This window comes from Dissulfurispira sp., assembly GCF_036745535.1.
Classification (GTDB): domain Bacteria; phylum Nitrospirota; class Thermodesulfovibrionia; order Thermodesulfovibrionales; family Dissulfurispiraceae; genus Dissulfurispira.
The window spans coordinates 10,911-21,647 of record NZ_DAIOFX010000027.1 but is presented as its reverse complement, the minus strand read 5'-3'; the positions used below and the strand labels follow the sequence as shown (position 1 = coordinate 21,647).

General features: G+C 45.8%; 12 protein-coding genes, 1 tRNA gene and 1 pseudogene. 9 read left to right on the top strand and 5 right to left on the bottom strand.

Annotated features, from left to right (window positions below; translation table 11 throughout):
- The first annotated feature begins 12 nt into the window (after positions 1 to 12).
- The 7 genes from V7L97_RS12970 (at position 13) to atpE (ending at position 5,961) form a co-directional block, all read left to right on the top strand.
- The gene (locus V7L97_RS12970; RefSeq protein ID WP_442891772.1) at positions 13 to 177 is read left to right on the top strand and encodes an FmdB family zinc ribbon protein; all 165 of its coding nucleotides are present in this window, start codon (positions 13 to 15) and stop codon (positions 175 to 177) included.
- 23 nt (positions 178 to 200) lie between these two features.
- Positions 201 to 1,748, top strand: coding sequence for a bifunctional phosphoribosylaminoimidazolecarboxamide formyltransferase/IMP cyclohydrolase (purH, locus tag V7L97_RS06410; protein ID WP_333654331.1), 1,548 nt, complete (start codon positions 201 to 203; stop codon positions 1,746 to 1,748).
- Entirely contained in the window at positions 1,748 to 2,641 is an 894-nt protein-coding gene (locus V7L97_RS06405) for a phosphate-starvation-inducible PsiE family protein (protein ID WP_333654330.1), read from the top strand. Before purH ends, V7L97_RS06405 begins: the two co-directional genes overlap by 1 nt.
- Positions 2,641 to 3,915 carry a phosphoribosylamine--glycine ligase gene (gene purD / locus V7L97_RS06400; protein ID WP_333654328.1) on the top strand — a complete coding sequence of 425 codons (1,275 nt, stop codon included), beginning with the start codon at positions 2,641 to 2,643 and terminating at the stop codon, positions 3,913 to 3,915. The genes V7L97_RS06405 and purD overlap by 1 nt, the downstream gene beginning before the upstream one ends.
- Positions 3,912 to 4,817 carry a damage-control phosphatase ARMT1 family protein gene (locus V7L97_RS06395; RefSeq protein ID WP_333654327.1) on the top strand — a complete coding sequence of 302 codons (906 nt, stop codon included), beginning with the start codon at positions 3,912 to 3,914 and terminating at the stop codon, positions 4,815 to 4,817. The genes purD and V7L97_RS06395 overlap by 4 nt, the downstream gene beginning before the upstream one ends.
- Positions 4,818 to 4,898: 81 nt before the next feature.
- Positions 4,899 to 5,576, top strand: a complete 678-nt coding sequence (atpB, locus tag V7L97_RS06390; RefSeq protein ID WP_333654325.1) for a F0F1 ATP synthase subunit A — start codon at positions 4,899 to 4,901, stop codon at positions 5,574 to 5,576.
- A 157-nt stretch (positions 5,577 to 5,733) separates the two neighbouring features.
- The gene (gene atpE / locus V7L97_RS12965; protein ID WP_207106024.1) at positions 5,734 to 5,961 is read left to right on the top strand and encodes an ATP synthase F0 subunit C; all 228 of its coding nucleotides are present in this window, start codon (positions 5,734 to 5,736) and stop codon (positions 5,959 to 5,961) included.
- 54 nt (positions 5,962 to 6,015) lie between these two features.
- Here atpE and V7L97_RS06380 read toward each other — a convergent pair whose 3' ends face one another.
- On the bottom strand, positions 6,016 to 6,417 hold the full coding sequence (locus V7L97_RS06380) for an adenylyltransferase/cytidyltransferase family protein (protein ID WP_333654320.1): 402 nt from the start codon (positions 6,415 to 6,417) through the stop codon (positions 6,016 to 6,018).
- Positions 6,418 to 6,512: 95 nt separating this feature from the next.
- Here V7L97_RS06380 and V7L97_RS06375 point away from each other — a divergent pair.
- A tRNA-Ala gene (locus V7L97_RS06375) sits at positions 6,513 to 6,585 on the top strand.
- 106 nt (positions 6,586 to 6,691) lie between these two features.
- On the opposite strand, the gene V7L97_RS06370 is transcribed toward V7L97_RS06375, so the two are convergent.
- Positions 6,692 to 7,285, bottom strand: coding sequence for a TolC family protein (locus tag V7L97_RS06370; protein ID WP_333654319.1), 594 nt, complete (start codon positions 7,283 to 7,285; stop codon positions 6,692 to 6,694).
- 218 nt (positions 7,286 to 7,503) lie between these two features.
- Complete coding sequence (locus tag V7L97_RS06365) at positions 7,504 to 7,638, bottom strand: hypothetical protein (protein WP_333654317.1); 135 nt, start codon at positions 7,636 to 7,638, stop codon at positions 7,504 to 7,506.
- Positions 7,639 to 7,916: 278 nt separating this feature from the next.
- Between V7L97_RS06365 and V7L97_RS06360 the strand changes: the two genes are divergently transcribed.
- Positions 7,917 to 9,143, top strand: a complete 1,227-nt coding sequence (locus V7L97_RS06360) for an ATP-binding protein (protein ID WP_333654315.1) — start codon at positions 7,917 to 7,919, stop codon at positions 9,141 to 9,143.
- A 10-nt stretch (positions 9,144 to 9,153) separates the two neighbouring features.
- On the opposite strand, the gene V7L97_RS06355 is transcribed toward V7L97_RS06360, so the two are convergent.
- Positions 9,154 to 9,453 carry a surface-adhesin E family protein gene (locus V7L97_RS06355; RefSeq protein ID WP_333654335.1) on the bottom strand — a complete coding sequence of 100 codons (300 nt, stop codon included), beginning with the start codon at positions 9,451 to 9,453 and terminating at the stop codon, positions 9,154 to 9,156.
- A gap of 222 nt (positions 9,454 to 9,675) precedes the next feature.
- Positions 9,676 to 10,737 (bottom strand): annotated as a pseudogene (locus V7L97_RS06345) (NAD(P)-dependent malic enzyme); the annotation flags it as partial.

Here is a 10,737-nt window from a genome sequence, read left to right as displayed (position 1 = left end):
AGGAGGTTAACCATGCCAGTATATGATTACAAATGCGGGAAATGTGGAGAGACCTTTTCTTTAATTATGAGCATTAAGGAGAAAGAGACTAAGAAGGTGAAATGCCCCAAGTGTAAGAGCGTGAAAGTTAAGCCTGTGTATTCGGGATTTTTTGCCGTGACTTCTAAAAAATCATAAGCTAAATAAAGCAGGAGGATGCAATGATTAAAAGGGCACTAATCAGTGTTTCTGACAAGAGAGGGGTTGTTGATTTTGCAAAGGAGTTGTCTGCAATGGGAGTTGAGATACTGTCAACAGGAGGCACTGCAAAGGCGCTCCGTGATGCAGGCATTGCAGTTGTGGATGTTTCCGATTACACCGGATTTCCAGAGATGCTTGAAGGAAGGCTCAAGACACTCCATCCGAAGATACACGGCGGTCTTCTTGCAAGGCGCAGCAATCCAAAGGATATGGACGATATACAGAAGCATGACATTAAGCCGATAGACATGGTCGTTGTTAACCTTTATCCATTTGAAGAGACCGTCTCAAAGCCCAATGTAACCTTTGAAGATGCAATTGAAAATATAGACATCGGAGGGCCGACAATGCTCAGGGCTGCGTCAAAGAATTTTCAGGACGTGGCTGTTGTTGTTGATCCCGATGATTATAAGAATATAATAGATGAAATGAAGTCATCCAAGGGCGAGATAAGCAGGGAGACGAAGCTCAATCTCGCAAAGAAGGTCTTTGCCCACACAGCAAGATACGACACGCTCATTGCGGATTATTTAACCGGCGTAACGGAAAAGGAGCCATCCTTCCCTGAATACTTCACGACATCTCTGAAAAGGGTTTCTGTCTTGAGATACGGCGAGAACCCGCAGCAGAAGGCTGCAATATACAAAGAGAGGACTAACGGCCTTTCCCTTCCAGATGCTAAGGTGCTTCAGGGCAAGGAGATGTCATTCAACAATTACCTCGATGCCCATTCAGCACTCATGCTTGTACTCGAGTTTGACAAGAAGGCATGCGCGATCATAAAGCACAACAACCCATGCGGGGCTGCTCTGGGCGATACTGCTGCCGAGGCTTATAAAAAGGCAGAAAAGGCAGACCCTATTTCTGCATTCGGCGGAGTCGTTGCATTCAACACAGAGGTTGACGGCGCTGCTGCAAAGGAGATGGTGGAGCTGTTCCTTGAAGTGGTTATAGCGCCATCATTTACAAAAGATGCCATCGAAATATTCTCTAAAAAGCCGAATATAAGGCTCCTTGAACTTTCAAATATGCTCGAAAAGAAAAAGGCTGCTTCATGGGATATGAAGAGGATTGCAGGAGGCATGCTCCTTCAGGGATGGGATTATTCCGGTGAGGACATAATGACGATGAAGGCTGTTACAAAACGTCAGCCCACAAAGGATGAGCTTGAGGCGCTCTCATTCGCATGGAAGGTCTGCAAGCATGTCAAATCCAATGCCGTAGTTTATGCATTCAAGGACAGGACAGCAGGCATAGGCATAGGCCAGACAAAGAGGGTCTATTCTGCAAAGATAGGCGCGATGAATGCAACAGAGCCGATAAAGGGCTCTGTTGCAGCCTCTGACGGGTTCTTTCCATTCAGGGACGGCATAGATGTCCTCCACGAAATGGGCGTCACTGCTGTTGTCCAGCCCGGCGGCTCTGTAAAGGATTCCGAGATCATACAGGCAGCAGACGAATATAATATGGCGATGATAATCACAGGGACGAGGCATTTCAGGCACTGATGAGGTCATTTAGAGAAATAAAATTACATTACAATTTCACTGCAGAGGATGAAAAGCGGCTTGCCTCTTTGCAAAATCTCATGGCTGAAAATGCGGATAAGGCAATGGATGCCCTTCATTCGTGGATATTACAGACAAAACAGGCCGCAGCTTTTTTTACGGAAGAGCGCAGGAGGATCCATATATTCGGTGCTCAAAAGAAATGGTTTTTAGACCTTTTTGGCGGGAACTACGATAATACTTATTATGAAGTTTTAATAAGGATAGGGCAGACCCATGTGAAGAAGCTTGTGGATGCCCACTTCATGAACCGTGCTGTGAATATAATAAGGAATTTCTGTGTCAATGTTATTAACAGCCAGATTGAAGATGTGGATGAGCGGGCGAGGCTCCTGATCTCTGTCGAGAAGATCCTTGATATAAACCTCGATATAATTACTTCCTCATATATAGAGGAAGAGTTGAGGACATACTCCCCTGCCTACAGGGTTAGGAATGCCCTGATAAGCTTTTCAGAGCGTTTTTCCCAGTCCATGAATCTTGTCCTTATACTTGCACTCATAGGCCTTACACTGGGCGTGGTCGGGCTGTTTGCCTATGATGTGAGAAATCTTATTACAGGCAATCTCGAACACGGGATCATCTCTGCCCTCGGTTCGATGCTGATATTGTGGGTGATGATAGAGCTTATGAACACCGAAATCGCACACCTTAAGGGCGGGAAGTTCCATATAAGCGTCTTTATAGGAGTCGCCCTCGTCACCATTATAAGAGAGACAATGATCGCCACACTTAAACACGAAAGGCCGGAGACCATATATTATCTTATCGCAGCTATATTGGTTATAGGAATAGTTTACTGGCTCGTAAAAAGAACGGAGGATAGAGGATAATGAAGGTTCTTGTTATAGGGAGCGGGGGGAGGGAGCATGCCATTGTGTGGAAGCTCTCCCAGTCGAGGCATGTGGACAAAATATACTGTGCCACAGGCAATGCAGGAATAGCAGAGATAGCTGAATGCATCGATGTGGATATGTCGAATTTCGATGCGTTGCTTGATCTTGTGAGGTATGAATGGATAGACCTCACAATTGTAGGCCCTGAAGACCCGCTTTCAAGGGGCATTGTGGATACATTCGAAAAGGAGGGCAGGAGGATAGTCGGCCCGACAAAGGCAGCAGCACAGCTTGAGTCGAGCAAGGTTTTTGCAAAGGAGTTTATGAAGAGGCACCGTATACCAACTGCCGAATACAAGGTGTTTACATCGTATCTCCATGCAGAGGATTATGTGAGGATGAAGGGCGCCCCAATTGTTATAAAGGCTGACGGCCTTGCTGCAGGCAAAGGGGTTATTGTCGCATCAACAGTGGATGAGGCCATAGATGCATTGAGGCTTATTATGAAGGATAGGGCATTCGGCAATGCAGGGAATAAGGTAATTGTGGAGGAATGTCTTAAGGGAGAAGAGGCGTCATTTATGGTATTTACAGACGGAAAGACTATTGTTCCGATGGTAAGCTCTCAGGACCATAAAAGGGTTTTCGATGATGACAAAGGGCCGAACACAGGCGGAATGGGCGCATACAGTCCCGCTCCAGTTATTACAAAGGAACTCGAATCTGTGGTAATGGACACAATAATGAGACCGACAATTGAAGGGCTTAGAAGCGAGGGGATAAAGTACAAAGGGATTTTATACGCAGGTTTAATGATCGATAACGGCCAGCCCAATGTCCTTGAATTCAACTGCAGGCTTGGAGACCCTGAGACGCAGCCAGTACTCTTAAGACTCGATACAGACCTTGTGGACATTTGCATGGCAATAGCTGATGAAAAGCTGTCTGATGTGAATATCGAATGGAAGGATGAGGCATCTGTATGCGTTGTGCTCGCATCAGGGGGATACCCCGGAAAATATGAGAAGGGGAAGATTATCTCAGGTCTTAATGATGCGAAGACAATGGACGAAGTGGTTGTCTTTCACGCAGGCACTGCCTTTAACAACAACGAAACAGTAACAAATGGCGGCAGGGTATTGGGAGTCACGGCGCTGGGCAAAGGTATAAAGGCTGCAAAAGAAAGGGCCTATGAAGCAATAAGAAAGATACACTTTGAAGGAATGCACTACAGAAATGATATTGCAGATAAAGCTTTGAATAGAGGATGAAAACTCATTTGGACTGTTTCCCCTGTTTTTTGAGGCAGACATTGATTGCTGTCAGGCTCGGCACAAAGGATGAGACGCTTCAGGCCGAGGTGCTGAAGGGTGTTATGGATGAGATTAAGGCAACAGACATGTCCATGCCTCCTGCATATTCCACCACATTTCTTCACAGAAAAATAAGGCAGTTGCTCGGCAAGGACCCTTTCAAGGAAATAAAATCAGAATATAATCAGATAGCGCTTGGCCTGTATCCTGAACTCAAAAAGAAGGTTGAAAGAAGCCGCGATCCCCTGTGGACTGCTTCAAGGCTTGCCATTGCAGGTAACGTTATAGATTTCGGCATATTCACATCCGTAGATATTATCGGGACAATCGAAAAGGCGCTCCACAGCCCAATCACTGTTGATGAATACAAATCCTTTAAAGATGCAGTGGAGGAAAATTCGGAAATCCTCTATCTGCTTGACAATGCCGGTGAGATATTGTTCGACAGAATTCTTATCGAGGTTTTGACGGGGATGGGTAAAAAGGTCAAGGCTGTTGTAAAAGGAGAGGCTGTATTGAACGATTCAACAATTGAGGATGCTGAAGAAGTCGGCCTTACTAATGTCTGCGAGATTATTGATAACGGCTCTGACTGTATCGGCACTATTCTGGAATTCACATCTCCTGAATTTAATAAAGCTTTTAAAAGCGCCGGCCTTATAATAAGCAAAGGACAGGGAAATTTTGAGACTGTATATATCCCCGAGATTATGTCAAGGACACGGGATATCTTCTTCCTTTTCCAGTCAAAATGCGATGTAGTTTCAAAGGAACTGGGGCTTTCAAAGGGTTCCATGCTGCTTATGAAGAAGGCTTCCCCTTGGAGACTTAAAGAATTACAAAAGTTTATTAATCAATAAAAAAAAATAAACCTCCAAAACCTTGACATTTAAACGGGATTAATTTAAGATAGCTCTTAATTTTCTCAGAGGAGGCTCACCGTGGAAGCACCGACAATATTACATGCAGTAATGCCTAATATTCCGCCTTATGTTTCTTATTCGTGGCTTGCAATGGGTGTTTTAATCGTCACTGCCCTTGCCGTAAAGAGCAAGCTGAGCCTTATTCCTTCAGGACTTCAAAATTTCATGGAGGTTGTTGCGGATTTTGCGCTGAATCTCTCGCGAAATAATATAGGCCATCACTGGGGGGATAAGTTTTATCCCTTAATCGGAACCATTTTTATTTATATTCTGACATGCAATTTTATGGGTCTGATACCCGGCTTTGAAGCGCCTACAGGCAATATAAACACAACTGCCTCGATGGCAGTGCCTGTATTTTTTATTTATCAGTTTTATGGGATCAAGGTTCACGGCATAAAGTATTTAAATCATTTTCTCGGCCCGGTGAGGTCAATATATGCCTTGCCTCTTATGATAATGATGTTTTTCATCGAACTCATCGGTCATCTTGTCAGACCTATCACGCTTTCTGTCAGGCTTTTCGGCAACATGATGGCAAAGCATATGCTTTTGATGATACTCGGCTTATTGGTGCCTGCTGTTGTGCCTGTTGCAATACTCGGACTTGGCGTGCTTGTAAGCGTTATCCAGGCCTATGTCTTTGCGCTGCTGGCAACATTGTATATTGCCGGCGCTGTAGAAGAAGGCCATTAATATAATCTCTAAGGAAAGGAGGAAATGAGCAATGAAGAAAATGTTTTCTCTCATGTTACTCGCATTGATTGCAATTGCACTGCTTGCACCGGTTGCCTTTGCTGAAGAGGCTGCCAAGGCAGCAGATGCAAATGTTGCAAAACTCAGCTACTATGGCATGGCTGTTTTAGGTTCAGGCCTTGCAATCGGCCTTGCTGCTTTAGGAACCGGAATCGGTCAGGGTATCGGCTTGAGGGGTGCAACAGAAGGCGTGGCAAGAAACCCGGGCGCATCAGGCAAGATCACCACAACCCTTATCATCGGTCTTGCAATGATCGAGTCTCTTGCTATTTATGCCCTTGTTGTCGTTCTTATCGTTCTTTTTGCAAATCCTTTCAAACTTTAATTTTTTCACTACATTTCATAAGAAAGGGCGGGGACTCCATACGGAGTCCCCAATTTATTTGCTGTCTCTGAAATACGATGATTTGTATTTTTCCGTATGGAATGATGCGAGCCTTACAACTTTGCAGTTCGGAAATCTCTTTAATATCTCATCCTCCGAGACCCGCTGGTCATATCCGAGGGCTATAATATCCGGCTCTATCTCTTCTAGTATCTGAAATAGGTCTGTGTCGAGATTGCCTAAGACAACCATGTCAGGTATTCCTGTATCTTCAACATTATTCCTTCTCATCCTTTCATCGTGGGTTGGAAGAAATCCTTTAATCCTTTTCACTGTCTCGTCCCTTGCGACAATCACGATAAGCTCATCACCCAGCATCTTTGCCTGTTTAAGAAAATCTATATGCCCTTTGTGCAGGTGGTCGAATGTCCCTGCACAGACCACTTTTTTCTTCATGGATTAAATAATACCAGAATGCTCAATCCTTGACAATCCTTGCTTAGGGATGGTATTGTTTTATACTTTCCTTTGTTTATCACAAAGCTTTAAACGGGGCTGTAGCTCAGTTGGGAGAGCGCTTGAATGGCATTCAAGAGGTCGTCGGTTCGATCCCGATCAGCTCCACTCTTAAAATCCTTTTCAATCTCAATGCCTTTGCCTGCCATTAAAATTCTCCTCCTTTACGCATTTACTGCCTGATTGTGAAGTAATTGTGAAGTAGAGATTTTGTTTATAGTGTTATCCAGTATATCCACTGCCTTAACCTTATGGCTCGGTGCAAGATGGGCATAATCGCGGCCATGTTCTGAATCTCCTTCACCGCATCTATGAGGCTCCTGGGCTTGTCCAGATAGGACTGGTTGACCAATACCTGGTCGTTGTTGCTCCCCCTGTTTGAATCGAAACCTGCGGAGTAAAGCTCGCTGGTTGTATCAGTATCTTTATTGCTGCTGCGGCTCCAACTCGCTGAGCCGGTTGCATCGAGGGTTGGAAAGAGATCTGCCTTTGCGATCCCCCTGCATGCCCTTGCTTCGCGAACCCTTGCCATGGCATTCTTTAAATCGAGATTACCTATTACAGCACGTTCGATAAGACTGGAGAGTTCAGGATCATTTAGAGTAGACCACCATGCTGCAAGCGTTTGTGGATTCACTTCCTCGGCAATAAGTCCACCTTTTAGTTCGCTGTGCCATGCTGTGGGTAATGATGTGTCGGGCCGGACATAATCCGGCCCAATAGCTGTGCAACCGGTAAAGAGCAGGACTAACGGCAGCCATGTAAGACGCAATAGATAAGCAATATAAGGTTTGAACAGCAACCTCATTGTTTTCCTCTTTCCGCGCTGCTTCGTTTTGAAAATGATTTCTTTCCCAATTCAGCGCGTATTTTGTGTATACCGGCAAGCGAAAACTGTGCAACGTGATCAGCATAAGCCTGGATATTTTTAATATGCGGCATATCCGTCTCATCCTTCTTCCTAATGACCATCGGATTAACACATTGAAAGGGTCAGACTATAGGAGTGATTTTTTTCTTTTACCCTTAAATCTTCGGCTCCACCTCCACTATCTCCCTTATCTTCCCTCCCTTCAGGTTTTCAAAATGAGAAACCGTCTCCCCGAAGGCCTCGGCGTTGAAGGGCGTATAGTAAAAGCCGGGTTCCTTGCCGTCCCTCATCCTGACGATAAACTGCCCGCCGAAATAGCCGTCCTTTATGAGCCCTCTTGCGATAGCATCCTTTTCCTTCCGTAAATTGCAGACGATTGAGTAGGGGATATTCCTCTTAAGTTCCGCTGCTACATTGGGAAAATCTTTTGTCCTTGAAATAAGGACAAGATTATGCTAAATTATCCGTTATGGAAGGACAATTGCGCAATATAATCCGACAGAAGATCATAGATTCCCTGGCTGCCCCGATCCCTTTGTTCACACGCCGGGACATACGGCTACCCGGAGTGAAAGGGAAGGCGGTTGCGGTCATCGGTATGCGCCGCACCGGTAAAACCACTTTTCTATGGCAGATAGTGTCGGACAGGCTGGCTCAGGGAATGGGCAGGGAGGGTCTCCTCTACTTCAGCTTCGAGGACGAAAGGCTGGCAGATATGACTGCCGCCGATCTACATCATGTGGTGGAGGAATACTATCGTCTGCATCCTGAATGGAGAGACCAAAAGAAGGTTGTCTTTCTTTTGGACGAAATCCAGGTCGTGCATGGGTGGGAGACATTTGCACGCCGGCTTCTTGATACGGAGCAGGTGGAGCTTTTCCTTTCCGGTTCCTCGGCAAGGCTTCTTTCCCGCGAGGTGGCCACAAGTATGCGGGGGCGGGCAATGGAAGCGTTGGTGCATCCATTCAGTTTCCGCGAATACCTTCGGCACTTTGGGAGAGAGCCAGAGCGCGACCTCGGCCGCCTGACCAAGGCCGCTCGCTCCAGGATTGAAAAAGACCTGCGGGAATATCTTATCCGGGGTGGTTTCCCTGAGGCCGTAGATGTAACCCCCCGGGACAGATTCGAATTGTTGCGCGGCTATGTGGATACGGCTCTCCTGCGCGATGTAATCGAACGGCATGCTGTGTCGCATCCGGTGGCGCTCAGATGGATGGTAAGACATCTGCTCGGGAACGCTGCCGGTACGTTCAGCGTTAATAAATTCCATGGGGATCTGAGGTCTCAAGGAATCCCGGTGGCCAAAGATACACTGCATGCATATCTGGGTTATCTGGAGGATGCGTTTCTGATCCGTACAGTGGCCATCTCCTCGGTCTCTGCCAGGCGGCGGATGGTAAACCCCCGCAAGGTCTATCCCATCGATCCGGCATTGATCCCTGTCTTTGACCGGACGGGGCGGGCCAATCTGGGGCATGCATTGGAAACTTGCGTCTTGCTGGAGCTTGAACGACGAGGCTCGGAGATCGCTTACGTCCGCACCGAGGATGGGTACGAGGTCGATTTTCTGGCCCGGTATCCTGACAATCATCAGGAACTCATACAGGTATGCGTAGACATGAGCGATCCGGCAACCCGCCAGCGAGAAGTCAGGGCTCTACAGGAGGCTGCAAGGGAACACCCCAAGGCCGCCCTTCACCTCGTCAGCCTTGAGCCGGAAGTCCCGGCTGACATACCACCCGGGATAACCGTTCATTCAGCCACTGCATGGCTACTGAGGAAAATCGAAGAATAACTTCTTATGTTTATTTATTTTCTGTTTCCTGTGTCTCTGATGCCTTTATCACACATACTGCCTTTTGCAGTGCTTCATCATCCGATTCCGGAACTATAGGTTTCCATTCAGCATACGGATATTCTGATTTAGCCAATAAATTCCCTTCTTTTGTATAGTCTGCTTCTGATAATAAGCGGGACATCTTATCAGAACAACTTATTTCCTTTAAGAATATTGTGTATTCGTAATTCTCATATCCCTTTGATGACAGCCCGAGCCTCTTATTTTCCTGGATCAGCCAGTCTCTTCCTTTGTTGTCCTTGGTAATACGTTTTGTCCATACTTTAACTATTTTTTTTCCTGAAAAAATCGAGGACAGTTTTTAATGGATCTGCTACCTCTACATTATGATAAAAATAGAAGTTTTGCGTCTCGGCATAAAGTTTCCAGTCTGCTCCATATGCATAATTGCAGCAAAGGGCTATCAGCCAAAAAGCTAAAATGATAATCCCAAATTTTGATAATAATCCGATTTTTGACATATTCTTCATCACTCCCTCCTTGCAACGCCTGTTTTGTGGGCTGTTTCTGAAACTTTGGCAGCGACCTCTGTAACTACTCTTCTGTCAAATATACTCGGCACAATATAGTCTTCACTCAAGTCCTTTTCATCCACCATCGATGCTATTGCCATCGAAGCAGCAAGCTTTATTTCGTCATTCACCTCTTTTGCCCTTGAATTCAGAAGCCCCTGAAGAGGCCAGGAAAACAGAGCATATTATTTATCTGGTTTGGATAATCGGACCTTCCTGTTGCGAATATCCTTGCATGCGGTATGGCATCCTCCGGAGAAATCTCCGGCTCTGGATTTGCAAGGGCAAATACTATCGGGTCATGGGACATCTTTTTTATATCATCAACTGTAACGAGGTTCGGTGCCGATACGCCTATGAATACATCCGTACCAGCCATCACATCTGAAAGACTCCCCTTTATCATTCTCGGATTTGCATTCTCCGAGATCCATTCTTTTATTGGATTCATATGCTCTTTTCTTCCCTTATAAATCGCACCTGCCCTGTCGCAGACAATGATGTCTTTTATGCCGATTTTTATAAGCATCTTGCATGTTGCTGTTCCTGCAGCGCCTGCACCGGATATTACTGCCTTTAAATCTTCTAATCTTTTCCCAACAACCTTATTTGCATTGATGAGTGCCGCGATGATTACCACTGCTGTGCCGTGCTGGTCATCGTGAAATACAGGAATATCAAGTTCTATCTTCAGCCTCTCTTCTATTTCGAAACACCTCGGCGCAGATATGTCCTCAAGATTTATTCCTCCAAATGCAGGCGAGATGTATTTCGCAACCTTTATTATCTCTTCCGTGTCCCTTGTCGAAAGGGCTATAGGAAATGCATCTATATCCGCAAACTTTTTAAATAGCATAGCCTTGCCTTCCATCACTGGCATTGCTGCCTCCGGCCCTATGTCTCCGAGGCCGAGCACGGCGCTTCCGTCAGTAACGATTGCAACAGAGTTTCTCTTTATGGTGAATCTATATGCCTTTTCTTTATCGTGGTGTATTGCTGTGCAGACCCTTGCAACACCT

Coding starts and splice junctions, on each gene's coding strand:
- V7L97_RS12970 (WP_442891772.1), top strand. CDS start 13: ATGCCAGTATATGATTACAAATGCGGGAAATGTGGAGAGACCTTTTCT.
- purH (WP_333654331.1), top strand. CDS start 201: ATGATTAAAAGGGCACTAATCAGTGTTTCTGACAAGAGAGGGGTTGTT.
- V7L97_RS06405 (WP_333654330.1), top strand. CDS start 1,748: ATGAGGTCATTTAGAGAAATAAAATTACATTACAATTTCACTGCAGAG.
- purD (WP_333654328.1), top strand. CDS start 2,641: ATGAAGGTTCTTGTTATAGGGAGCGGGGGGAGGGAGCATGCCATTGTG.
- V7L97_RS06395 (WP_333654327.1), top strand. CDS start 3,912: ATGAAAACTCATTTGGACTGTTTCCCCTGTTTTTTGAGGCAGACATTG.
- atpE (WP_207106024.1), top strand. CDS start 5,734: ATGGCTGTTTTAGGTTCAGGCCTTGCAATCGGCCTTGCTGCTTTAGGA.
- V7L97_RS06380 (WP_333654320.1), bottom strand. CDS start 6,417: ATGAAGAAAAAAGTGGTCTGTGCAGGGACATTCGACCACCTGCACAAA.
- V7L97_RS06370 (WP_333654319.1), bottom strand. CDS start 7,285: ATGAGGTTGCTGTTCAAACCTTATATTGCTTATCTATTGCGTCTTACA.
- V7L97_RS06365 (WP_333654317.1), bottom strand. CDS start 7,638: ATGAGGGACGGCAAGGAACCCGGCTTTTACTATACGCCCTTCAACGCC.